The following is a 24,047-nucleotide window of genomic DNA, read 5'->3' on the forward strand; positions in this document are numbered from 1 at the left end:
CGGCGGCGGCAACGGTCAATGGATGATCGCGGGGGGGCGTGAAGAAGACGGCAATGCGCATGGCAGCCTCATATCACGAGAACTGCGAAGATGTTGCGACAGTCGCTGGCGTCATGGATCGCCTCTGGTCGATGGAAGACGTCGTGGTACTGATCGACGCTCGCGCGCCGAAGCCGGGTAAGCGGGGGCCGTACCGCAAGCGCGCTTAAAGGACCTTATGTGAGCGGAACAACTGGGTTAGTGTTGTGTTATCTAAGCGAATTGCATCTGTAGTTTTCTCTTGAATCAGAGACCTACCTATGCCACTTGATATGCACTCCGTTGTGTCCTGCTACGCTATAGAGGCCACAACGGCATAAAAGGGCTCCTGCGGGAGCCCTTGCTATTTGTGAGCCATCCATATGGATCGCATCGCTGTTTTCGTTGACGCGGGCTACCTTTTTGCTCAAGGGAGCGCTGCCGTCACCGGCAGTAAGAAGCCAAGAGCGAACGTGGTTTTGGATGCCCCAGAGGCGTTAGCGGCGCTCAAGGCGTTGGCTGCAGAAAAAGCCCCAGATTGTAAGCTACTTAGAATTTATTGGTACGATGGCGCCATCGGAGGCGCGCGCCCTACGACCGACCAGGCCGTACTCGCAAACCTGGACGATGTGAAGCTCAGGCTGGGATTTGTAAATAGTTCAGGCCAGCAGAAGGGAGTGGATTCTCTAATCGTAACGGACCTCATCGAGCTCGCGCGACTCAAATCTGTCAGCGACGCAATTTTACTTTCTGGCGACGAAGACGTGCGTGTCGGCGTACAGATCGCGCAGAATTATGGAGTTCGGGTTCATCTGTTGGGCATCACGCCAGCAAGGGGATCACAGTCGCATCAACTTCTGCAGGAGGCCGACACCACTACTGAGTGGGATGAGAACGTGGTTGCGCGCTTTATTTCAATCCGGGACCCTCAGCCCCAAGTCGAAATACGCAATGAGGTGACAACCACTGAGGTTGTAGCGGTGGCGGTCGCATCGGTTGAAGCTTCAGTGGCCGATATTGGAGCCGCTATCACTGTCGCGGTCGAAGCGTTTGTGGGTGGTTTGAGTACGACCGATGTTCAGGGTATCGCCACTTATTGGGAAACCGAGCGAGGAGTGCCGTCCGATTTTGACCGGAGGCTACTGCCAAAGTGCCGGGACGCAATTGGTAGGAACCTGGAACGGGATGAGATGCGACAAGCGCGGGCAGCATTTCAAAAAGCGGTCCAGAACCGGCTTTCTTAGTCCCCCTAGGTGACTTACGCAGGCCCGGCATAATGTTCAAATTGGAACGTTGTGGCCGAATAATCCCACCAGATTATTGGGGCCAATTTTCCCACGGCGAGATGCCCCCATATCCCCAAATTTCAAACTGAGACACTACCCGACAGTCGCGGGAAAAACCCGGCCCGGTTCGGCCAACCGGGTGCGCCAGCTGCCCGGATGACCGAACCGGCTCCGTCAGCCGCCGAAACGCGGCTCCGGAACGCCCGTGATGCCGAGGTCGTGGATGGCGAAGAGGCTGCCGCGCAGCACGCCGTCGCCGGGGAAGCGCGGCAGCGGCGGCTTGGCCATCGAGGTGACGTAGAGGATATCGAGATTGGGCCCGCCGAAATTGACGCTGGTCACCTTCTTGACCGGCATGTCGATCACCCGGTCGACCGTGCCGTCCGGCGCGTAGCGATAGAGCTTCCCGACATAGACGCCGGCGCTCCACACATAGCCCTCGCTGTCGACGGTCGCGCCGTCGGCGGCGCCGCCCTCCGAGGTATCGACCTTGGTGAAGGTCCGGCGGTTGGAGACGCCGCCGGTGTCGAGGTCGTAGTCATAGGCCCAGATCTCGCCCGACCAGGAATCGGCGAAATAGAAGATCCTGCCGTCCGGGCTCCAGCACGGGCCGTTGGAGACGATGATGCCGTCGTCGATCTTGTGGACCGACATGTCGGGATCGAGCCGGTAGAGGGCGCCGTTCGGGCCCGATTCCTGGGTATCCATCGAGCCGGCGACGAAACGGCCGCGCCTGTCGACCTTGCCGTCATTGATCCGGTTGGCGTCCTTGCCGGGCTCGGGATCGTGGATCAGCTCGACGTCGCCGGTCCCGAAGTCCAGCGTATGGAAGCCGTTGGCGAGCGAGCAGATCGCGCCGTTGCCGTCCTTGCGGATGGCGATGGAGCCGATCTTCTCCGGCACGTCCCATGCCCGGATCTCGCGGCCGTCATGGGTCGAGCGGAAGACCCGGCCGTCAAAGGAATCGATCCAGTAGAGCCGCTGCTGCTCGACGTCCCAGAGCGGTCCTTCCCCGAGAGTCGTCTTGACGTCGACCAGAACCTCGATGCGCATGGCGTTGTCCTTTCCCCAATCAGATTATCGGTCAGCCGGCGAAGCGCGGCTCGGGCAGGCCGCGGACGCCGAGCCCATGGACGGCGAAGACGCAGCCGGCCTCGCGCTCCAAGTGATAGGCGTTGCCCATCGGCCGGGCCATCGACGTGACATAGGCGATGTCGAGATTCGGGCCGCCGAAGATGACGCTGGTCGTCGACTGCACCGGCAGGCCGACGATGCGGTCGACGACGCCGTTCGGGTCGAAGCGGATCAGGCGGCCCGAATAGACCTCGGCGCTCCACAGGTATCCCTCCTCGTCGACCGTCGCGCCGTCGGGAAACCCGCGCAGCTTGTCGAAGGTGGTGAAGGTACGCCGCGAGAGGAGGTTGCCGGTCTCGATGTCATAGTCGTAGGCGTAGATGACCTTCCGCATCGAGTCGGCGAAATAGAAGGTCTTGTCGTCGGGGCTCCAGCACGGCCCGTTGGAGACGACGATATCGGTGTCGAGGAGATGCAGCGACAGGTCGGGATCGAGCCGGAACAGCTTGCCGACCCCGTCGCGCTCCTCGAAATCCATCGAGCCGGCGATGAAGCGGCCGCGGCGATCGACCTTGCCGTCATTGAGGCGCGGCCGCAATTCGCCCGGCTGCGTCTCGTTGATGCGGGTCACCGCGCCGGTGCCGAAGTCGAGGAAGTGGAAGCCGCTCCGCAGCGCGACCACCGCGCCGCCGTGTTGCCGCAGAGCCATCGAGCCGACCGGCTCCGGCAGCCGCCAATGCCTGACGTCGCGGCCGGCCGCGTCGCAGGAATGGACCGCCGGGCCGTAGGAATCGATCCAGTAGAAGCGCTGCTCCTCGACATCCCAGAGCGGCCCCTCCCCGAGGCTGTCCTTGTCCTCGATCAGGACCTCGATCCTCAGCATCTTCCCCTCCCCTCAGAACGCCACCTTGTCGCCGCCCTTGAGCTCGAGGATCTCGCGCGCCTCGTCGGAGGTGGCGATCTCCTTGCCGAGGCCCTCGATGATCTTGCGGACGCGGGCCACCTGGTCGGCATTGGTCCTGGCGAGCTCGCCGGGACCGTTCCACAATGAATCCTCGAGACCGACACGGACGTTGCCGCCCATCGCCGCCGCCTGGGCGGCGATCGCCATCTGGTTCCGGCCGGCGCCGAGCACCGACCAGCGATACTGGTCGCCGAACAGGCGATCGGCGGTGCGCTTCATATGCGCGACGTCCTCCGGATGCGGGCCGATGCCGCCGAGGATGCCGAAGACCGACTGGACGAAGAAGGGCGGCTTGACGATGCCGCGGTCGGCGAAATGGGCGAGCGTGTAGAGATGGCCGATGTCGTAGCACTCGATCTCGAAGCGGGTGCCGTTCTCGGCGCAGGTCGACAGGATGTATTCGATATCGGCGAAGGTGTTCTTGAAGATGCGGCTGACCGATTCCTCGAGATAGGGCCGCTCCCAGTCGTATTTGAACTCCTTCTGGCGCTTCAGCATCGGGTAGAGGCCGAAATTCATCGAGCCCATGTTGAGCGAGGCGACCTCCGGCTTGAAGGTCGCGGCCGGGCGGACGCGCTCCTCGATCGCCATGGTCGGCGCGCCACCGGTGGTGATGTTGACCACGCAGCCGGAGCGCTGCTTGATCACCTTGAGGAAGGGCGCGAAGGCCTCCGGCGACTGGTCGGGCTGGCCGTTCTCCGGATTACGGGCATGAAGGTGGACGATCGCCGCGCCGGCCTCCGCCGCGCCGATCGCCGCGTCGGCGATCTCCTCAGGCGTGATCGGCAGGTAGGGCGACATCGAGGGGGTGTGGATGGCGCCGGTAACCGCGCATGTGATGATGACCTTGTCCTTGGCTGCCATTTTCCCTGTTCCTCGCTTACTCGCTGATATCCTTGGCGGCGCGCCGCTTGTGCGCGGCCAGCGCCATCAGCCGCCGATCCCGCCAGGCCTGGTGCCTGACCAGGTCCTTTTCCGGCAATTTCGCGCGGCGGTCCCGTTCGATGACGTCCATCACCGGTCCGGCCCAGTCGACGCGGCGCTGCATCTGGGGGAAGAGATTCTCGTAGATGCCCTGGTAGCGGATCGCATAATCGCGGATGCCGCCCGGCGCGTTGAGATCGATGGTCTCGAACGGCCCCATGAAGGACCAGCGCAGCGCCAGCCCGTCGCGGATGCCGATATCGACGTCCTCGATGGTCGCATAGCCGTCGGCGACCAGCCGGAAGGCCTCCTCGAGCAGCGCGCCCTGCATGCGGTTCATGATGAAGCCGTCGAGCTCGCGCTTCATGACGATCGGCGCCTGGCCGCAGGAGACGAGGAAGTCGCGGACGCGCTCGACCACCTCCGGCGCGGTCCATGGCGCCGGGACGACCTCGGCCGCCGGAATGAGATAGGGCGGGTTGATCGGATGGACGACGAGGCAGCGGGCGCGGCCTTCGAGCTCCTCGGTGAAGTGGGAGGGCAGGATCGCCGAGCTGGAGCTGGCGATGGAGGCATCCGCCGGCGCCGCCGCGTCGAGGCGGGGGAAGATCTCCTTCTTCATCGCCACCGTCTCGGGCGTGTTCTCCTGGACATGGGAGACACCGGCCAGCGCGGCCTCGAGATCGTCCTCGACGCGGATGCTGGCCAGCACGTCGTCCGGCTCGCGCCCCATCAGCAGGTCGTTGGCCTTCAGATCGGGCAGGACGCCGGCGATGAAGTCGATCGCCCGCCGCGGGGCTTGGCTGTCGTTGTCCCATAGGGCGACGTCGTGGCCGGCGCGCGCGAAGGTGATCGCCCAGGCGCGGCCGATGAAGCCGGAGCCGATGATCGCGGTCTTCGACATCTACAGGGTCTCCACATTGGCATCGACGCCGAGCGACTGGCCCGAGACATTGGCGCCGGCATCGGAAAGCAGGAAGGCGATCATCGCCGCGACGTCATGCGGGCTCACCATGCGGCGGAGCGACACCCGCGAGAGATATTCCGCCTCCATCTCCTCATAGGACACCCCGACCTGCTCGGCGCGGGCGCGGATGACCCCGGTCATGCGCGGCCCCTCGACAATGCCGGGGAGGATCGCATTGACCCGGATATTGGCGGGCCCGAGCTCCTTGGCGAGGCTCTGGGTGAAGCCGATGACGCCGAATTTCGCCGAGGAATAGGGCGTCCGGAACGCGTAGCCGTGACGGCCCGCGGCCGAGGACATGTTGACGATCGAGCCGCCGCCCGCCGCCTTCAGCATCGGCACGCCACGATGGGCGCAGAGGAACTGGCCGGTCAGGCAGATATCGAGGGTGCGGCGCCAATCGGCCGGATCGATCTCGTCGACGCCGCCGGTCGGACCGGCAATGCCGGCATTGTTGATCAGGGCATCGAGGCCGCCGAGCGTGTCGGCGACGGCGGCGAACATGCGGTCGACATCGCCGTCGTCGGAGACATCGGCCTTGATCCGGCCGGCATCGGGAAAGTCGCGCCCGAAGGCATCGAGAGCCTCGTCGGAGACGTCGCAGACGAAGATCCGCGCGCCGTGACGGGCGAGCCGGCCGGCGATGGCGAGGCCGATGCCGCCTGCGCCGGCGGTGATCAGGACGCGCTGCCCGGCGATTCCCGCCGCAAGGTCGTTGCTCGCAGCCGCTTCAGTCATGGCATTCAATCCTTACTGTCAACTCGTTTCCCGCCGGTCGCGGAGCGCGATGACCGCGCCGAGGACGACGACTCCGTAGATGATCGCCCGGGTGGCGTAGGGCAGCGTGGTACCGGCAAGCAGGGTCTGGAGTGCGGTGAGCAGCAGGACGCCGCCCAGCATTCCGAGGTAATGCCCGCGGCCGCCGGTGATCAAGGCCCCGCCGACCACGACGACCGCGATCGAGGGCAGGAGATAGTCGTCGCCCATGCCGAGGCTCGCCTGGCCGGAAAAGCCGGTCAGCAGGATGCCGACCAGCGCCGAGCAGACCGCCGACAGCACGTAGACGCCGACCAGCGTGCGGCCGACCGCGATCCCGGAAAGCTGCGCCACCCGGACGCCGTTGCCGATGCCGTAGACCCGCCGGCCGAAGGAGGTGCGCGACAGGAAGACCACCGCGAAGATGACGAAGGCGACCATGAAATAGACGACCGGGGTGATCCCGAGGAATTTCGAGGTCATGAAGGCGCGCAGCATCGGCGAGGAAAAGCCGGCCGGCGTGCCGCCGGAATAGAGCAGCGCCGCCCCTTGCAGGACGCCGTTGGTGGCGAGCGTCACGACGATCGGCGAGAGCCCCAGCCAGACGATGCCAAGGCCGTTGACGAGACCGATGACCACCGCGACGAGGATCACGACCGGAAGCGCATAGACCAGCGCCGCGTCCGATCCCTGCACCATGCCGGCGAGAAGGATGCCGCAGAAGCCGATCGTCCAGGGCACCGACAGGTCAAGCCCGCCGGTGAGGATCACCGTGCCCTGCCCCAGCGCCAGGATGGCGAGGAAGCTCGACAGGACGATCAGCGAGTTCCAGTAGGTCCAGTTGAAGATCGCGTTGCCAAGCCAGAACTGGGTGACGAGGACGACCAGCACCATCGCGACATAGGCGGGCAGCGCATAGCGGAGCGCCTCGCCGTGGCGGCTCCAGAAGGATGGCGCTTCGCCGGTCCGCGATTCCGGCCGGGTCACGTCGGTCATCGACAGCCGCCGGTCGCCGCCGCCGATCTGGGAGGGCAGCATGCCGGCGCGCCAGGCGCCGATCCGCGTCGCCGCACCGCGGATCTGGCGGGCAAGCTCCGAGTCGCGCGAGATGGAGCCGGCGAGCACCGCGAGCAGCAGGATGACGCCCTCGGCGATCGTCGAATAATAGGCCGAGACGTTGAGGACGAGCAGGATGTTGACGACGATCATCAGGATATAGGCGCCGAAGATCGAGCCGATCGGGCCGCCCTTGCCGCCGCCGAGCCGGGTGCCGCCGACAACCACCGCCGCGAAGATCGACAGGAGCAGCGGATTGCCGACCAGCGGGTCGCCGGAACCGGTCTGGGCGCTGATGAAGACGCCGCCGAGGCCGTAGAAGCCGCCCGCCACCACATAGACGAAGAAACGCGTCCAGGCGACGCGAAGGCCGGCCGAGGCGGCGGCATGCGGATCGCTGCCGACGGCATAGATCGCCGTGCCGAACCGCGTCCGCTTCATCCACAGCCAGAAGAAGCCGACGACGACAAGCAGCGCGATCGGCATCGGGATCCAGTTCGGCACCAGGTCGCCGAGATAGAAACCGCCGATCGAGGGCGAAACGAAGCCGCCGGGCTTGTCGAGGATGAGCAGCGTCACGCCCTGGATGATGAACATCGTCGAGAGGGTGACGACGATCGGCTGCAGGCGGACGAAGGCGATGAAGAAGCCGTTGACCGCGCCGATCCCCATGCCGACGCCGATGCCGACCAGCGTCCACAGCAGGACATTGGCCTCGAAGTTCATCGGGTCCATGCTGGTCGCCAGCACGACATTGACCAGCGACAGCACGGCGCCGGCCGACAGGTCGAAGCCGCCGGACAGGATGACGATGGTCTCGCCGACCGCGGCGAGCGCCAGCGTCGCGCCGCCGCTCGACAGGAAGCTGATGTCGAAATAGCTCAGCGGCCCGGCGCTGATCAGGTCGACGACAAAGAGCAGGATGGCGAAGACGACGACCGCCGTCGCCAGCCCGCGGAAGCGGTTGAAACGAATGTCGAGACCGCGCTTGCGTTGTCCCTCGTCACGATCATAGGACGCCGAGGCGCTCATGCCACCGCCTCCGTCCCGGCCGTGTCCGCGCCGAGCGCCGCCCGCATGATGGCGTGCTCCGACAGATCGTCGGCGGCGATCTCGGCGACGATCCGCCCGGCATAGAGCACGATCACCCGGTCGCAGAGATGCACCAGTTCGGGGATCTCGGTGGAATGGAAGAGGATCGAGCCGCCGAGCTCCGCGAAAGCCCGCATCAGCACATAGAGCTCATGCTTGGTGCCGACGTCGATACCACGGGTCGGGTCGAAAAGGAGCAGGGTCCGGCTCTCGGCGAAGAGCCACTTGGCGACGGCGATCTTCTGCTGGTTGCCGCCCGAGAAGGAGCCGACCCGGGTCCACAGCGCCCGGTGGTCGACCTCGACCCGGTCGAAGACCCGCTGCACCGCCTCCCGCTCCCGCCCCGTATCGATGAGACCGCCGCGGCTGAGACGGTCGATGACCGGCAGCGACACGTTGTGACGTCCGTTGAGCTTGAGGAACAGCGCCTCGGTCTTGCGGTCCTCCGGCAGCAGGCCGAGGGCGATATTCGGCCGGATCGCGTCGCGCGGCGAGGCGATGGTCACCGGCCGGCCGTCGACGCGCAGGCCCCCGGCGCTGATCTCGCGCATGCCGAAGGCGGCGAGGAAGAGGTCGAGCTGGCCCATGCCCTGGAGGCCGGCAACGCCGAGGATCTCGCCCTTGCGGAGCGAGAAGCTCGCGTCGCGGAGCTTGGTTCCGGCCGAGAGACCGTCGACGGCGAAGACTTCCTCCGCCTTGTCCGGTGTCGTCTCCGGCCGGGCGGGAAAGGTCTGGGCGATCGACCGGCCGATGATCATCTCGATGATCTCGGTATCGGTGAAATCGGCGATGGAGCCGGTGGCGATGTGGCGGCCGTTGCGCAGCACCGTCAGCTTGTCGCAAAAGGCGCGCACCTCACGCATGCGGTGGGAGATGAAGACCACCGTCGTGCCTTGCGCCTTGAGCCGGGCGATCACCTCGCCGAGCCAGTCGACGTCGCGGCCGGCCAGCGTCGAGGTCGGCTCGTCAAGGAGCAGGATCTTCGGCTTGCGGTAGATCGCGCGGGCGATCTCGATCTTCTGCTGGAGGGCGAGGTCGAGGTCGCCGACCTCGTCGCGCAGGTTGACCGAGAAGCCGAGCGAATCGAGATGGGCGCGGACCTCCGCCTCGGCCGAGCGACGGCGGATCATCGCGGTCGGCCCGACCGGCGCGTAGGGAATCAGCATGTTGTCGAGCACGGTCAGGTCGCGGACCAGGGTCATCTCCTGGAAAGCGGTCTGGATGCCGAGGGCATGGGCGGCGCGCGGCGAACGCAGGCGGCTCGGCCGGCCATGGACCTCGAAGCGGCCCTTGTCCGGCTCGATCAGGCCCGAAAGCAGCTTGACGATGGTCGACTTGCCGGCGCCGTTCTCGCCGAGCAGGGCATGCACGGTCGCGGGCGCGATCTCGAAGCTGACATCGTCAACGGCGACCGTGGCGCCAAATGCCTTGCGCAGCCCTTCGACCGCCACCGCGGGGGCGCCGCCAGCCTCCGTCATCACCCCTCCCTTCGCCGGCCGTCGGCGCGGCCGCTGGCTATTTCAAGGTGTTTCATTCCGGATGGATGGGAGGACGGCGCGCACGCCGCCCTCCGGTTCGTGAGTCGCGATCAGAGTTCCGGCTGACCGACCAGAGCGGCGTTGAGGCCGATCTCGGGGGTCTCTTCAGAGAAGATCGAGGCGAACCAGCCCGGATTGGTGACGATCGATGGCTGGAACGCATTGCAGCCCGCCTTCATCTCTTCCCAGGTGCCTTCGACGCAGAGCTTGACCGTCTCGCTGGTGACGATCGGCAGCGGCAGGACGGTGAGCTTCGGCACGTCGCCGCCGTCGAGCTTCTGGACCGCCAGCTTCAGGGCGAGACCACCCGAATAGGGCGGCGAGGCGTAGGAGATGCGCGGCGCGCCAAGCGGCGCATAGGGGCTTGCCGCACCTTCGACCTCGGTGTCCGGCGACAGCATCTGGATGCGGCCGCCATTCGAGCCCTCACCGGCGCAGGGGAGCAGCCCCTCCGGCGTCTTGCCGGCTTCGAGTTGCATGGCGTTGGCGGTGTAGCAGCCGGCCTGCATCCACAGCCCGTCGATCTCGTCCCAGTCATGGGTGGCGAGGATCTTCGACAACTCGGTGCGGGCCACGGCCTGCGACCACATGCCGACCGCCTCGCCCACGACGTTGATGTCGGGATGCTTGGCGAAGACTTCCTTCGCGGCGGCGGTGCGCTGGGTGTCGACCGAAGTGCCCGGCACGCCGGTCACCAGGACGATATTGCCCTTGCCGCCGAGCTGCTCGACCAGCCACTCGGCCGGGATGCGGCCCGCCTCGCTCTGGTCGATATGGACGTTATAGGCGCATTCCTCGGTGATCTCGGCGTCATAGGCGAAGACCAGGACGCCCTTGTCGCAGGCGTTCTTGACCACCTGGTTCAGCGCGGTCGGCGAGATCGGGAAGGTCACGATCGCGTCGGCGCCCTGCTGCACCATGGCATTGATCTGCTGGATCTGACGCTGGGCGTTCGGCCCGGCGACCTGGACCTGCAGGTCGACCTTGTCGGCCATGCCCGGCGCGGCCGCCATGGCCTTCACCATGTTCGCCGCCTCGGCCTGCCAGTCGTTGCCGATGTAGCTCATGCTCAGGAAGATCTTGTACTTGTCCTGGGCCTGGGCCGATGTGCCGGTCAGCGCCGCTCCGCCAAGGAGCAGAGCCGCGACGGCGGCAGTGCCGATAGTCCGTGAAGCGAGTCTCATGCAGTTCCTCCCTGTTTTTTGGCCACGCTCGCGGCCAAACCTCCGTTTTGATCATAGATCAAATGTCAAAGATCGTGCAAGATGGGATCGTGACGCCTAGAAGTGCTGCGATGCTCTGACACCAACCGACGGAGGAGGCATGGAATCCACGGTCGACAAGCTGGACATCCAGGTCGAACCGCTGGCCCGGGATACCCTGCAGCAGCGCGTCTACGATCAGGTCGCCGGCCTGATCCTCGACGGGGGGATCGCCCCCGGGCAACTCGTCACCATCCAGAGCCTCGCCGATTCCTTCGGCGTCAGCACGATGCCGGTCCGCGAGGCGCTGAAGCGGCTGACCGCGGAAAAGGCGTTGACCGTGGTGTCGGGACGGTCGATGGGGATCCCGCCGCTGTCACTCGAACGGCTCAACGACCTCCGCAGGGTCCGTATCGAGCTCGAAGGCTCGGCGATCGCCTGGGCCGCCGGCAGCATCGGCAAGGATGCCCTGGCCAGCCTCGATGTCGACCTCGAGCGCATGGACCGGGCGATCGCCTCGAGCAGCGCCAGGGACTTCCTCCAGGCCAACCGATCCTTCCATTTCGGGGCCTATAAGGCGTCGCAATCGCCGACCCTGGTCTCGCTGATCGAGATCGTCTGGCTGCAGATCAGCCCGTATTTCAACCTGCTGCGCGGCTCCGGCAACTACGTCGCTGCCAATGCCAACCATCGCCGCATGGCGGAAGCGCTCGGCCGCCACGACCCGGATTCGGCGCGGGAGGCAATGGCCGCCGACATCAACGACGCTTACGATATCCTGGCGACGCTGCTCGGATAGGGCGGCCGCCGCGGCTCAGTATTCGTATTCGTAATTCAGGCCGAGCGAGCCCGAGCCGTCGTCGCCGGCCGTGCCCCGCGCCTTGAGGTTGCGGGTGATATCGAGATCGATGGTGACCCGCCCGGCGCCGCCGCTGTCCTGCTCGAAGCCGACGCGGAGATTGTCGTTGATCCGCTTGCCGACGCCGACGGTGGTGCCGCCGGAATCGTTCTCGCGGACATCGATATCGTCGAGGCCGGTCATCTTGCGGACGCGGGTGAAAATCCCGTCGCCACGGGCGAAGGCGCCGGTGAACTGGCCGACCGCGTCGACGAGCTGGGCGGCCTGGAAGGCCGTCAGGTTGCCGACGGTACGGTTGAACAGGATCTGGGAGATCACCTCCTCTTCCGGCAATTCGGGCCTGGATGAGAAGGAGATCTGCGGATCGTCGGCGGGACCGTCGACATTGACGATCGCGGTGATTTCCGCCGTCCGGGTCTCCGCCTCGAAGTCGAGGACCGGGATGAAGTCACCGGTGAAGGTCATGCGGCCCCGGGTGAAGTCGAAGCGACGGCCGATGACCTCGATGCGGCCGCGCGACAGCTCGAAACCGCCGACGATCACCGGCGCGTCGGTGGTGCCGGTGACCTCGATCGAGCCGCCGACGCCGGCATCCAGCCCGAAACCGCGGACCGAGATGGCGCTGCGGTTGGTGGTGGAAACCGTGATGCCGAGGGCCAGTCCGCCGCTCGCCTGGCCGCCGCCGCCGGTCGCGGCCGGCGGCGCGGGCTTGACCGGCTGGACGAAGCCCGGCTCGGTGTTGACGTGGCGGACATCGAGGGCGGCGCCGCCGCCGAAGCTGTCCGGCAGCAATATCTCCGCCTTGGAGATGTCGAGGCGGCCGCCGACCTTGCCGGTGGTCATCACCGGTCCGGTGACGGTGAGAGCCGCGGAGAAGGTAGCGTCGACCATCTCGCCGTCGACATAGCGGCCGTCCCGGATGCTGACCTTCATGTTGGCGGGCAGCCCGGCGGCGGGATCGATCTCGACCGACCCGCCGACGGTGATAGCACCGCCCTGGGCCATCTGGCCCTTGAGGTCGATCGTGGCGGTCTGGCCGCTGAGGCGGATCTGGCCGGCGACACCTTTCACGCCGAACCGCGTCTGGGCGTCGACAAAGACGGCGTTGGCCAGCGTCACGCTCCCCGAGATCGCGGTCGGGCCTGCGACATCGAGCGCCAGCCGGGCGGTGCCGCCAAGATCGATTTCCCGGTCGACGAACAGCGCCACGAGCTCGAGCGGGGCCGTGCCCTCCACCCTGATATTCGGGTCGCCGCCGGAAAACGGTACGCGGCCGTTCGCCTCCAGGGTCGCGCCGGCGCCGGAAATCCTCGCGGCAACCGTCGTCGCATCGAGCGTCGCCTCGCCGCTGCCGGAAATCGCCAGCGCGGGAAGCCCGGCCGACGCGGTCTGGGCAACGGAGAAACCGGAGAGATCGACCTGCCAGGCGACATTCGGAGCATCGGTTGTACCGGTCGCCCTGACCTTGCCGGAGAGGGTTCCGGCGGCACCGAGGCCGGGCGAGAACTGGTTGGCGAGGGCGAGCGAGACCTTGTCGATGGTGACGTCGACGCCGAGCTGCGGCGATACCGGACCGGCCGCGGTTATCCGGCCGCCGCTGAGGGCGAGGTCGAGCCGCTCGACCGCCATCTGGTCGCCGAGCCGGACGCGCACCGGCCCATTGAGCCTGATCGGGACGGCATACGCATTGCCGGTCAGCCGGCTGACCTCGAGGAGCTGGCCATCGCCTTCCATGGTCAGGCTGCCGGCGCCGTCGAGGTCCATGTCCGGCCCCTTGGCCGCGACCTCGAAGCGGGTATCGTTGCCTTCGACCTTCGCCGACATCCGCGCCGTGTCGATCTTGACCGAGCCGGCGTCGATTCCCTCGAGATCGACCTCGCCGTCGACCTGCGGCGTGCCCAGCGCGTCGGCGATCCTGACATTGCCCTCCGCCTTGCGGGCGACGAGCGTCGCGGCCGAGATATTCCGACCGTCAAAGGCGACGTCGACCGCCTGTTTCCCGCCATCCGGCTGAAAACGGATCTTGGCCTCGGCCGAGCCGGCGGCCTCGACCAGGGCAAGTGCCGCGAGCGTCGCGACGTTGGGGACGTCGAGCGACAGCGAACCGGAAAGCAGCCCGCCGTCAGTCTGTTCGATGGCGCCGGTGATCCGGTTCTCGGCGATCGCGAGGTCAACCGCGGGAAGCGCGAAACGGCCCGAGGCGACATCGAGCATCGCCTCCGCCGTTCCCTGCAGCGGCCGTCCGGCGAAGGAGCCGCCCAGCGCCAGGGCGGCGTGCCAGCCGGAATCGACCGGCTCGCCGGCGGCATGCACGGTCGCATCGGCGATCGGCTGGCCGACGAGCTCGCCATTGGCAACCGCCAGCATCACGTCGAAGGTCGGGGCGTCGAGCGCGCCGCTGACCTTCGCCTTGAACGTCGCGGCGCCACGCGACTGGTCGGCGACCAGCGCGAGGTCGGAAAGGCCGCCGGCAAGGTCTGCGTCGATGGTCGAACCGGCAAGCGCGACGTTGCCGGAGAGCGTTACCGCGTCGCCGTTCACCGCGAGGTCGGTGATCGCGATCCGGCCCGTCGCGTCGTCCGACACCTTGAGGGCGAAGCGGGTCTGGCCGGCGAGCAGCGGCGCCACCGAAGGCTCGCCCGGATCGAGGTCGGTCGCCGTGCCCTCGATCGCCAGCGCGATGCCGTCGGCGCCGAAATAGCGGCCGTTGACGGTTGCCCCGACCGCGCCGGCGAGGTCGCGTCCGGCCAGCGGCGACAGCGGCGCGAGATCGGCGAAGCGGAAGCGGAGCTCGCCGGTCGCCGTCTCGGACGAAACGTCGCCGGAGAAGAGCGCCCGTCCGCCGATCGCCGACAGGTCGGCGTCGAGCTTCGCCGACATCGCCGCGACATCGAGCGTCCCGTCGGCGGTGACGAGCAGCGGCTGGGCGTCGGTCGCGACGATGTTCCCGGCCGCGAGGTTGATCGCATCCGCTTCGACGCGAACCGCGAAGGGCAGCTCCCTGACCATCAGCGGGTCGTCGCCCTCCGCCTCGACGGCAAGCGACAGGCCGATGCCCGGCACCGCGATTCCCGACACCGAAAGGCCGGCAATGCGGCCGATCAGGTCGAGCCGGCGGCTCCCCTCGCCCGGTGCGATCCGTCCGTTGAGGGTCAGGCTGTCGAAGCGCAGCGGATCGGGGCCACCGACCGGCAGGGTCAGGGCGCCGCCATGCGGGCCGGCCGCGTCGATCTTCAACGCGATATCGGTATCGGCGCCGCCGAAGACGCCGGAAGCAGCAACGCTCACCGCGCCGGTCGAGACCTTGCCGTCATGGATGACGACGCGCGGAAGGCTGGTGCCGGCGACGGCGCGCCACTCCGCATCGATGGCGACGTCGATGCTGCCGGCAAGCAGGTCAGCGAAGCCCGGCGGGACGAGCTCGGCAAGATCGCCCTCGCCGGTCACCGTCAGCCTCTGTCCGTCGCCGGCGGCGGCGAAGCCGAAGCGGCCGGAGAAGCGGGCGGCGCCGTCCGATGTCAGCGAGACGGCGCCGGTGAGGTCACCGTCGGCAAGCGACGACTTGGCGGACAGGCGGTAGCCGGGTCCGCCGTCGCGTCCCATCAGGCCGACGAGGATGCCGTTCGCCGCCTCTTCCACCGTCAGGTCGACACCGATCGGCGCCGTGCCGCCGGCGCGATCGACCAGGGCGCTGACCGAGCCGAGCTGGCCATCGAGCCGCTCGGCCTTGACGTCGGCGTGGATGCCGCCATCGGCACGCAGCGCGAAGGCGCCGCCAACCGCGAGCGCCGCGGGTTGACCGACCAGCTCCTCGCCGAGCTCGAGCCTGGCGATCGCCAGCTTGTCGACGGAGATCGGGAAGAGGCCGCCGCCACCGCCGGTGCCGGCATCGGCGTCGCCGGCGCCACCCGCCGCATCCTCCAGCTCGGGCACGCGGACGAAGGAGATGCGGTCGGCGCCGATCGAGTCGAAGGCGATGTTGGCGGTCAGCAGGGCGCCGATGTCGAGATCGATCTCAAGCCCGTCGATTTCGGCGAAGACGCCCCTGGTGTCGGAGGCAACGATCTTGTCGGCGCCGAAGGCGAAAGGCGGCCAGCCGGTCAGCGCGCCGATCGACACCGTCATGCCGTTGCCCGACGCGGCCCGCTCGACGATGCCGGCCAGCACCGCACGCCCGGGCGGCGTCGCCAGCAGGACGAGCAGCAGCCCGACCAGGGCGATCAATCCGACGATCGCAAATCCTGCATAGCGAAGCGCGCGCCGCATCGTCCCTGCTCTTTCTCCTTCGCCTCCGGCCGGTCAGAAGGCCTGGCCGAGTCCTATATAGAGCGCAACTGTGGGGTCATCGCGGCGGGGATCGAGCGGCACGGCGAGATCGACGCGCAGGGGCCCGACCGGGGTGAGGTAGCGGATGCCGCCGCCGACGCCGACCTTGAGGCGGCTGATGTCCGGCAGCATGTCGCGATAGGCGTTGCCGGCGTCGACAAAGGCGACGAGGCCGAGGGCGTCGGACAGGCGGTAGCGGACTTCCCCGGAAACCGCGAAATCGCTGCGTCCGCCGACCAGGTCGCCCTTCTTGTTGCGCGGACCGATATTCTGGTAGCCGTAGCCGCGTACCGTGCCGGCGCCGCCGACATAGAAGCGCCGGCTCGCCGCGACGTCGCGGATCTTGTCGACGGTCAGCACGCCCGACTGGACGCGACCGGCCAGCACGAAGCGCCGCTCCGCGTCGATCGCGCGGTAGATCGAGACGTCCTCCTTGAAGGTGGCGAAGGTCTGGTCCTGGAGGAAATCGTAGGCGGGCGCCGCTTCGAGATGGACGTTCATCCCCCGCGTCGGATTGAGCTTGTTGTCGCGCGTATCCCAGTCGACGGCGCCGGTCAGGGTGGCGATCAGGTAGTCCTCCTTGGGGATCGCCTCGTCGATCTGGGTATTCTCGATCTCAAGCAGCAGCGCGCCACTGAGAGTATCGGTGAAGATGCGGCTGAGGCCGACCTCGGCCTCCTGGGTCGTCGCCCGATAGGCGTCGGAGGTCTCGCGAAAGGCCTCCGCCCGCAGGGTGAAGTCGGTCATCGGATCGAGGATTGCCGGCTTCTTGAACTTGGCCGCGAAGTTGTAGTCCGGTTCGTCATAATCGGGATCGAAGAAGCCCGAGACTCCGGCGGAGAGCCGCAGCGACTCCGCTCCGCCCCAAAGGTTGCGGTCGGCCCAGTAGATCTCGGCGCCGGCACCCTCGGTGTTCGAATAGTTGACGCCCGCGCCGATCACGTGGCGCTTGCGCTCGGTGACGATGATGTCGACCGGGATCGTGCCGTCCGGGTCGAGATGGTCGGCCGGCACGACGCGGACCGAGTCGAAGACGCCGAGGTCGCGGAGCCGGGCCTCGGCCCGACGGGTTATCTTGGGCGAATAGACCGTGCCGCCGTCGATGCCGGCGCGGCCCTCGACCAGATCTGGACGGACCCGGTCGGTGCCGCTGACGGTTACCCTGCCGAAATCCGCCACCTTGCCGGGATCGACCCCGATGGTGACGTCGAGGGTGCGGCTGCCGTGATCGGCGACGACGTCGGTCTTCACGACCGCGGCGAGCGGATGCCCTTCGTCCCGCCAGCCGCCGACGATCGTATCCTCGGCATTGACGATCCGCCCGGACTCGGCGATCTCGCCCGGCTGGAGCTTGAGGTCCTCCAGCGTCATGTCCGGCGGCAGCGGACCGGCATTGACGGTTCCGAAGACGAATTGCGGACCGGCCGTCACCACCACCTTCACCGGCACCGGCTGGGCACCGACCGGATCGAACGGGCTCAAGCTGTCGATCGGCCGGCCGGCGACGGTGACCGCGACCTGACCGGCATAGCGCGCATTCTGGTAGAGGACGGCGGTCAGGCTGCCGATGTCGCCCCGCGCGCGGGCAAGCAGGCCGACCATGCCCGATGCCGGCGTCTTCCGCCGGGTATAGAGAGACGAGGCATTGCGAAGCGAGCGCTGGAAACTCCGGCTGCCGCCGACCACCTCGATATCGACGGTGTAGGTGACGGGATCGGGGACCGGGTCCTCGACCTTGTCGTTGCGGGTGAAGGGCCAGATGGCGAACGACGGCGTCGCCGCGCTCCCGGCCACGAGAACGACGCCCAGCACAATAGCGATGCGTCCCAGACGTGAACGCAAGCCAACCCTTCCCCAACGACAAAACGCCACCCCGCGCGGCGTTCCGGCCCATCCCGGACCTTTGCGAGCCCTAGTCTAGCAACCCATCCCTGAATCGCGAGTTTATCCCGATATGCGCTGGCTTTGGCCGATTTTCGTCGGCGGGCCGATATCCCTGGCTGCCAGCGCGACGTCCCTCGCGTCGCTGCTACAGATACGGAAATGGCGAAATACCGCCATTTCATGCCGGCAGACAAGCCAAAATGCGCAATGGCTCAGCCGATGAGCGAAGAGGCCGCGGTCGATCGGGACGGCCCGGGGCTCCGGATCGGCCCCGACGACCATCCCCGCGAGCCCGTTTGCCGCATACCCGGTCAGCGGGCCATCCAGCCGCCATCGACGGTGACCACCGACCCGGTGACGTAGCCGCTCGCCGGCGCGGCAAGGAACAGCAGGGCGGTCGCAAGCTCCTCCGCGCGGCCAAAACGGCCGAGCGGAATGCGCTCGATAAGCTGCCGGCTACGATCCGCATCGTTGCGCAGCGCCTCTGTGTTGTCGGTCTCCATATATCCCGGCGCGATCGCGTTGACGGTGATGCCGTGCGGGGCGAGCTCGTTGGCGAGCAGCCGGGTCAGGCCGACGATCCCGTGCTTGCTGGCGGTGTAGGAGGGCACCCGCACGCCACCCTGGAAGGAGAGGATCGAGGCGATATTGACGATACGGCCCGCGGCCCCGCGCTCGACCATGTGGCGGGCCACGGCCTGCGAGAGGAAGAAGGCGCTCTTGAGGTTGACCTGCATCACCTCGTCCCAGTCCGTCTCCGCGAAGTCGAGGACATCGGTACGGCGGATGATGCCGGCATTGTTGACCAGGATGTCGACGCGCCCACTGGCGGCGACGGCCTTCCCGACAATCTCGGCAAAGTCGTTCGGCACGGCGAGGTCGGCGGCGATCCCGGTGAAACCGCGATTGCGGGCCTCGACCTCGCGGGCCGTCCCATCCATGGGATTGGGGCCGACGCCGACGATGTCGGCGCCCGCATCGGCAAGGGCAAGCGCCATGGCCTGGCCGAGCCCGCGCCGGGCGCCGGTCACCATCGCCACCTTGCCCGTCAGGTCGAAGAGCTGAGCAACTGTCATCGCCGCTTCATAGCAGCCGGTGGGCCGGTTTTCTCCCCGTATTCGCCCATCCGCCGCGATGCCGGCGGCGGTCCGGTCCCCTGACGCCGCGCGACTGCACAATTTCCGTGCATGCAAACTTCCGTCGCAACGCGAGGAATTGCAGATTGCATGCGATCATGGAATTTATGGGCCGCGTGGGCGGGCAGGCCCCTGATTCGGCGGGCAGCCTGGCGACTGGAAATGCCGGCATGGCCCGGATATTGCTCGCCAAATACCGGTTGTAACAAAAGCGGACACGTCGCCTTGCCGATATCCCATGACGCCGAGATTTCCCGGCTGTTGACCGACTATCGCCACGGCAACAAGGCGGTCGACACGATCGAGGCGGCCTTCGTCGCGATCGAGGAAGCCGAGGATCCGGGCATCTTCATTTCGCTGGTCGATCGCGAGGACGCGCTGTCGGCCGCCCGCGAGCTCGGTGGCCGGATCGACCCGACCAAGCCGCTCTACGGCGTGCCCTTCGCGGTCAAGGACAATATCGACGTCGCCGGCATGCCGACGACCGCCGCCTGCCCGGACTATGCCTATACGCCGACGGCCTCCGCGCCGGTCGTCGACCGGCTGATCGAGGCCGGGGCGATCCTGATCGGCAAGACCAACCTCGACCAGTTCGCCACCGGCCTGGTCGGGACGCGGACGCCCTACCCGGTTCCGCGCAACGCGCTCGACCCGGCGCTGGTTCCCGGCGGCTCGTCCTCCGGCTCCGGCACGGCCGTTGCCCGCGGGCTGGTCTCCTTCGCCCTCGGCACCGACACGGCGGGCTCCGGGCGGGTGCCGGCGGCGCTCAACAATGTCGTCGGGCTGAAGCCGAGCTGCGGCGCGCTGTCGACGCGCGGCGTGGTGCCGGCCTGCCGCAGCCTCGACTGCGTCTCCGTCTTCGCCGGGACGGTCGCCGATGCCTGGCTCGCCTTCTCCGTCGCCGCCGGCTTCGACAGGGCCGATCCCTATTCGCGGCCGATCCCCGTCGGCCGCCCGACCCTGCCGCCGTCGGTCCGCATCGGCGTGCCCGACGATGCCAGCCGGATCTTCGGCAGCGCCACGGCGGCCGCGGCCTTCGACGCGGCGCTCTCCCTCTTCCCGCGCATCGGCCCGGCGCCGCGGCCCGTCGACCTCGCGCCCTTCTTCGAAACCGCGGCGCTGCTCTACGAGGGCGCCTGGGTGGCGGAGCGTTACCAGGCGATCCGCGATTTCGTCGAGGCGAGCCCGGACTCGATCCATCCGGTGACCCGCCGGATCATCGAAGGCGCGCGGTCGCGCTCGGCGGCGGATGCCTTCGCCGGCTTCTACCAGCTCGCCGAGCTCAAGCGCGCGACGGCCGACGTCTGGAGCCATGTCGACGTGCTGGTCGTGCCGTCGATCCCCGATGTCTGCACGCTCGCCGACGTCGAGGCCGATCCGATCGGCGCCAATTCGCGGCTCGGCACCTATGCCAGTTTCGTCAACCTGCTCGACCTCTGCGCGCTCGCCGTGCCGGGACCGTTCCGCGGCGACGGGCGTCCCGCCGGCGTCACCCTGATCGCGCCGGCCGGTCGCGACGGACTGCTCGCCGCCGTCGGCGCTGCCATGCATTGCGCCGCCGAGGTGAGGATCGGCGCCAACGGCTTCAGGGTCCCGGCAGTCGCCCCCCAGCCGGCGGAAGCCCCCCCGGCAAGCATCGAGGTCGCCGTCGTCGGCGCCCATCTCTCCGGCATGAGCCTCAATCACGAGCTGGCGTCTCGGGGCGGGGTCTTCGTCCGCAAGACCACGACCGAGCAGCATTACCGGCTCTACGCGCTGCCCGGCGGTCCGCCGCCGCGACCCGGCCTGATGCGCACCAACCAGGTCGGCAGCGCGATCGAGATCGAGGTCTGGGCCCTGCCGAGGGAAAGCTTCGGCGATTTCGTGTCCGGCATCCCGTCGCCGCTCGGCATCGGCACGGTGAAGCTCGCCGACGGAACCGCGGTCAAGGGCTTCCTCTGCGAACCGGCGGCGATCGACGGGGCGCGCGACATTTCCGACTTCGGCGGCTGGCGCGCCTATCTGGACTCGCTGCGCTGAGACCAGTGCGTCCTTCGAGGCTCGGGCTTCCGCCCTCGCACCTCAGGATGGCCAGGTCGGGGATGGCAGCGGGCAGGCAAGCTCTACCGCTGCCATGCTGAGGTGCCCCGGCAAAGCCGGGGCCTCGAAGGACGCATGGCTGCGCCGCTTCGACCCTCCGACAAGGGGAGGGTTGGGGAGCTGTGCAGGCGGCCCGGAGCGTGGCCACGCGGGCAGGTGGAGCTAAGGGTCCGCCCGGCGTGGCTCCGTCGCACTTTCCCCGGCAATCGCGAGGAGACGGCGAAGCGTCGGCGGCGACCGGTCGGTGCGCCAGGCAAGACCGGTCTCCATCGCCGGTGATTTTCGCGCCGGAGGCAGATAGACGACGCCGGGCCGCGCGAGACCGCGCATCGAATCCGGGACGAGCGCCATGCCGATCGCCGCCGAGACGAGGCCGATGATCGTCTGCATCTGAACCGCCTCCTGGACGATGGCGGGCGTCACCCCACCATCGATATAATAGCCGGTGATCAGGTCGTGCAGCGCCGGCGCGCTCTGGCGCGGGAAGACGATCAGCGGCGCCTCGCGCATCTGGTCGAAACCGAGCCTGCCGCGCTTCGCCACGATCCGACCCGACTCCACCCAGGCCTCCGGGACCACGGCGACCAGCCTTTCCCGATAGAGCGGCCGGTAGCCGAGCTGTGGCGGCATGATCGGCTGCGGCGCGGCGATCAAAAGGCCCGCATCGACGTCGCCGTCGAGCAGCCAGTCGATCTGGACGTCGCCGGTCGCCTCGCGCAGCGACAGCTCGACCTCGGGATAGAGCGCCTTGTAGCGGCTGATCAGCGGCGGCATGACGCTGTAGGTCGCGGTGCTGACGAAGGCGAGGCGGAGCGCGCCGACCTCGCCGCGCGACAGGCGGAGCGCGATATCCGGCAGCGCCGCCGCCTCGGCCAGGACCTTGCGGGCATAAGGCAGCCATTCGGCGCCGACCGGCGTCAGCGCGACGCTCCGCCGCGTGCGGGCGAAGAGCTGAACGCCGAGCGTCGCCTCCAGCGCCTGGATGCTCTGGCTGAGCGGCGGCTGGGTCATGTTGAGCTTTTCGGCGGCGCGGCCGAAATGCAGCGTCTCGGCGACGGTGACGAAATGGCGGAGCTGGCGCAGGTCCATGCGTTAATATGCAGAACAACTTAATAGAGCGCAAAATATATATTTTACAGTCTTTCGAGAACCGACTAAGCCATGGCCCGGGAAACGCGAGGATCAGGAGCAAGCCGCCATGCCAGCGAATGAGAGGTCGAGCCACATCACCCAGGGCGACGCCCGCTCGCCCAACCGGGCGATGTATTACGCCATGGGCTACCAGAAGGCCGATTTCGACAAGCCGATGATCGGCGTCGCCAACGGCCATTCGACCATCACGCCATGCAACTCGGGCCTGCAGCCGCTGGCCGACGCGGCGATCGCGGCGATCAAGGAAGCCGGCGGCAATCCGCAGGTCTTCGGCACGCCGACGATCTCCGACGGCATGTCGATGGGCACCGAGGGGATGAAATATTCGCTGATCTCGCGCGAGGTCATCTCCGACTGCATCGAGACCTGCGTCCAGGGCCAGTGGATGGACGGCGTCGTCGTCATCGGCGGCTGCGACAAGAACATGCCGGGCGGCATGATGGGCATCGCCCGCTGCAACGTCCCGGCGATCTACGTCTATGGCGGCACCATCAAGCCAGGCCGCTGGAAGGGCCAGGACCTCTCCATCGTCTCCGCCTTCGAGGCGGTCGGCGCCTACTCGGCCGGCAAGATGAGCAGGGAGGACTTCGAGGGCATCGAGCGCAACGCCTGCCCGTCGAGCGGCTCCTGCGGCGGCATGTACACCGCCAACACCATGAGCTCCTCCTTCGAGGCGCTCGGCATGTCGCTGCTCTATTCCTCCAACATGGCCAACCCCGACCATGAGAAGATCGACTCGACCGCCGAGTCGGCGCGGGTCCTCGTCGAAGCGGTGAAGAAGGGGATCAAGCCGCGCGACATCATCACCCGCGAAGCGATCGAGAACGCGGTCTACCTGATCATGGCGACCGGCGGCTCGACCAACGCGATCCTCCACTATCTCGCCATCGCCCACGCCGCCGAGGTCGACTGGACGCTCGACGATTTCGAGCGGATCCGGGTCAAGGCACCGGTGCTCTGCGACCTCAAGCCGTCGGGCAAATACATGGCCGTCGACCTTCACAAGGCGGGCGGCGTGCCGCAGGTGCTGAAGCTCTTGCTCGACGCCGGGCTGCTGCATGGCGACTGCCTGACGATCACCGGCCGGACCATGGCCGAGGAGCTCGCCGAGGTGCCGTCCGAGCCGCGTGCCGACCAGGATGTCATCCAGCCGATCAGCGACGCCCTCTACAAGCAGGGCCATCTCGCGATCCTGAGGGGGAACCTCGCCGAGCGTGGCGCCGTCGCCAAGATCACCGGCCTCAAGAGCCCGGTGATCACCGGCCCCGCCCGCGTCTTCGACGACGAGCAGTCGGCGCTTGAAGCGATCATGGCCGACAAGATCAAGGCCGGCGACGTCCTCGTCCTGCGTTATCTCGGCCCGAAGGGCGGCCCCGGCATGCCGGAGATGCTGGCGCCGACCTCGGCGATCATCGGCCGCGGCCTCGGCGAAAGCGTCGCGCTGATCACCGACGGACGCTTCTCCGGCGGCACCTGGGGCATGGTCGTCGGCCATGTCACGCCGGAGGCCCACGAGGGCGGCACGATCGCGCTGGTCGAGGAAGGCGACTCGATCACGGTCGACGCCCACAAGCTGCTCCTCCAGCTCAACGTCGACGACGCGGAGATCAAGCGCCGCCGCGAGGCCTGGAAGCAGCCGGCGCCGCGCTACACCCGCGGCGTCATGGCGAAATACGCGGCGCTCGCGACGCCGGCCGACAAGGGAGCGGTGACCGGGTAGCCGGCCCGCCCGTC

16 protein-coding genes and 1 pseudogene are annotated in these 24,047 nt (G+C 67.6%); 5 read left to right on the forward strand and 12 right to left on the reverse strand.

Going from position 1 to position 24,047, the window contains the following annotated elements; all coding sequences use genetic code 11:
- Nucleotides 1-95: 95 nt before the first annotated feature.
- A pseudogene (locus KDJ86_RS20630) lies at nucleotides 96-209 on the forward strand (IS1 family transposase); the annotation flags it as partial.
- Between the two features lie 192 nt (nucleotides 210-401).
- On the forward strand, nucleotides 402-1,262 hold the full coding sequence (locus KDJ86_RS04215; RefSeq protein ID WP_291743341.1) for an NYN domain-containing protein: 861 nt from the start codon (nucleotides 402-404) through the stop codon (nucleotides 1,260-1,262).
- A gap of 216 nt (nucleotides 1,263-1,478) precedes the next feature.
- Here the strand turns inward: KDJ86_RS04215 and KDJ86_RS04220 are convergent, their stop codons facing one another.
- The 8 genes from KDJ86_RS04220 to KDJ86_RS04255 form a co-directional block, all read right to left on the reverse strand.
- Nucleotides 1,479-2,357 carry an SMP-30/gluconolactonase/LRE family protein gene (locus tag KDJ86_RS04220; protein WP_291743342.1) on the reverse strand — a complete coding sequence of 293 codons (879 nt, stop codon included), beginning with the start codon at nucleotides 2,355-2,357 and terminating at the stop codon, nucleotides 1,479-1,481.
- A gap of 31 nt (nucleotides 2,358-2,388) precedes the next feature.
- Nucleotides 2,389-3,261, reverse strand: coding sequence for an SMP-30/gluconolactonase/LRE family protein (locus KDJ86_RS04225; protein WP_291743345.1), 873 nt, complete (start codon nucleotides 3,259-3,261; stop codon nucleotides 2,389-2,391).
- A 12-nt stretch (nucleotides 3,262-3,273) separates the two neighbouring features.
- On the reverse strand, nucleotides 3,274-4,206 hold the full coding sequence (kce, locus tag KDJ86_RS04230) for a 3,5-dioxohexanoate:acetyl-CoA acetone transferase (protein ID WP_291743348.1): 933 nt from the start codon (nucleotides 4,204-4,206) through the stop codon (nucleotides 3,274-3,276).
- A 16-nt stretch (nucleotides 4,207-4,222) separates the two neighbouring features.
- A complete protein-coding gene (locus KDJ86_RS04235) occupies nucleotides 4,223-5,170 on the reverse strand; it encodes a 3-hydroxyacyl-CoA dehydrogenase (protein WP_291743350.1) in 948 nt (315 codons plus the stop codon).
- Complete coding sequence (locus tag KDJ86_RS04240; protein WP_291743353.1) at nucleotides 5,171-5,971, reverse strand: SDR family oxidoreductase; 801 nt, start codon at nucleotides 5,969-5,971, stop codon at nucleotides 5,171-5,173.
- A gap of 18 nt (nucleotides 5,972-5,989) precedes the next feature.
- The gene (locus KDJ86_RS04245) at nucleotides 5,990-8,077 is read right to left on the reverse strand and encodes an ABC transporter permease (RefSeq protein ID WP_291743356.1); all 2,088 of its coding nucleotides are present in this window, start codon (nucleotides 8,075-8,077) and stop codon (nucleotides 5,990-5,992) included.
- Nucleotides 8,074-9,615: a sugar ABC transporter ATP-binding protein gene (locus KDJ86_RS04250; RefSeq protein WP_291743358.1), complete on the reverse strand. Its 1,542-nt coding sequence runs from the start codon at nucleotides 9,613-9,615 to the stop codon at nucleotides 8,074-8,076. Before KDJ86_RS04250 ends, KDJ86_RS04245 begins: the two co-directional genes overlap by 4 nt.
- 110 nt (nucleotides 9,616-9,725) lie before the next feature.
- A complete protein-coding gene (locus KDJ86_RS04255) occupies nucleotides 9,726-10,859 on the reverse strand; it encodes a sugar ABC transporter substrate-binding protein (RefSeq protein WP_291743360.1) in 1,134 nt (377 codons plus the stop codon).
- 139 nt (nucleotides 10,860-10,998) lie between these two features.
- Here KDJ86_RS04255 and KDJ86_RS04260 point away from each other — a divergent pair, with 139 nt between their 5' ends.
- A complete protein-coding gene (locus KDJ86_RS04260) occupies nucleotides 10,999-11,676 on the forward strand; it encodes a GntR family transcriptional regulator (protein WP_291743361.1) in 678 nt (225 codons plus the stop codon).
- Between the two features lie 15 nt (nucleotides 11,677-11,691).
- Here the strand turns inward: KDJ86_RS04260 and KDJ86_RS04265 are convergent, their stop codons facing one another.
- From KDJ86_RS04265 to kduD, 3 genes are all read right to left on the reverse strand, one after another.
- The gene (locus KDJ86_RS04265) at nucleotides 11,692-16,002 is read right to left on the reverse strand and encodes a translocation/assembly module TamB domain-containing protein (RefSeq protein ID WP_291743363.1); all 4,311 of its coding nucleotides are present in this window, start codon (nucleotides 16,000-16,002) and stop codon (nucleotides 11,692-11,694) included.
- 33 nt (nucleotides 16,003-16,035) lie between these two features.
- Nucleotides 16,036-17,904 carry an autotransporter assembly complex protein TamA gene (locus KDJ86_RS04270; RefSeq protein WP_291743365.1) on the reverse strand — a complete coding sequence of 623 codons (1,869 nt, stop codon included), beginning with the start codon at nucleotides 17,902-17,904 and terminating at the stop codon, nucleotides 16,036-16,038.
- Between the two features lie 353 nt (nucleotides 17,905-18,257).
- Nucleotides 18,258-19,022: a 2-dehydro-3-deoxy-D-gluconate 5-dehydrogenase KduD gene (gene kduD / locus KDJ86_RS04275; RefSeq protein WP_291743367.1), complete on the reverse strand. Its 765-nt coding sequence runs from the start codon at nucleotides 19,020-19,022 to the stop codon at nucleotides 18,258-18,260.
- Between the two features lie 285 nt (nucleotides 19,023-19,307).
- On the opposite strand from kduD, the gene atzF reads away from it, so the two are divergent.
- Nucleotides 19,308-21,101, forward strand: coding sequence for an allophanate hydrolase (gene atzF, locus KDJ86_RS04280; RefSeq protein WP_291743370.1), 1,794 nt, complete (start codon nucleotides 19,308-19,310; stop codon nucleotides 21,099-21,101).
- A gap of 222 nt (nucleotides 21,102-21,323) precedes the next feature.
- On the opposite strand, the gene KDJ86_RS04285 is transcribed toward atzF, so the two are convergent.
- Nucleotides 21,324-22,250: a LysR substrate-binding domain-containing protein gene (locus KDJ86_RS04285; protein WP_291743373.1), complete on the reverse strand. Its 927-nt coding sequence runs from the start codon at nucleotides 22,248-22,250 to the stop codon at nucleotides 21,324-21,326.
- Between the two features lie 109 nt (nucleotides 22,251-22,359).
- Here KDJ86_RS04285 and ilvD point away from each other — a divergent pair, with 109 nt between their 5' ends.
- Nucleotides 22,360-24,033 carry a dihydroxy-acid dehydratase gene (gene ilvD / locus KDJ86_RS04290; RefSeq protein WP_291743374.1) on the forward strand — a complete coding sequence of 558 codons (1,674 nt, stop codon included), beginning with the start codon at nucleotides 22,360-22,362 and terminating at the stop codon, nucleotides 24,031-24,033.
- Nucleotides 24,034-24,047: the final 14 nt, after the last annotated feature.

The organism is Bauldia sp., assembly GCF_020442045.1.
Classification (GTDB): Bacteria; Pseudomonadota; Alphaproteobacteria; order Rhizobiales; family Kaistiaceae; genus Bauldia.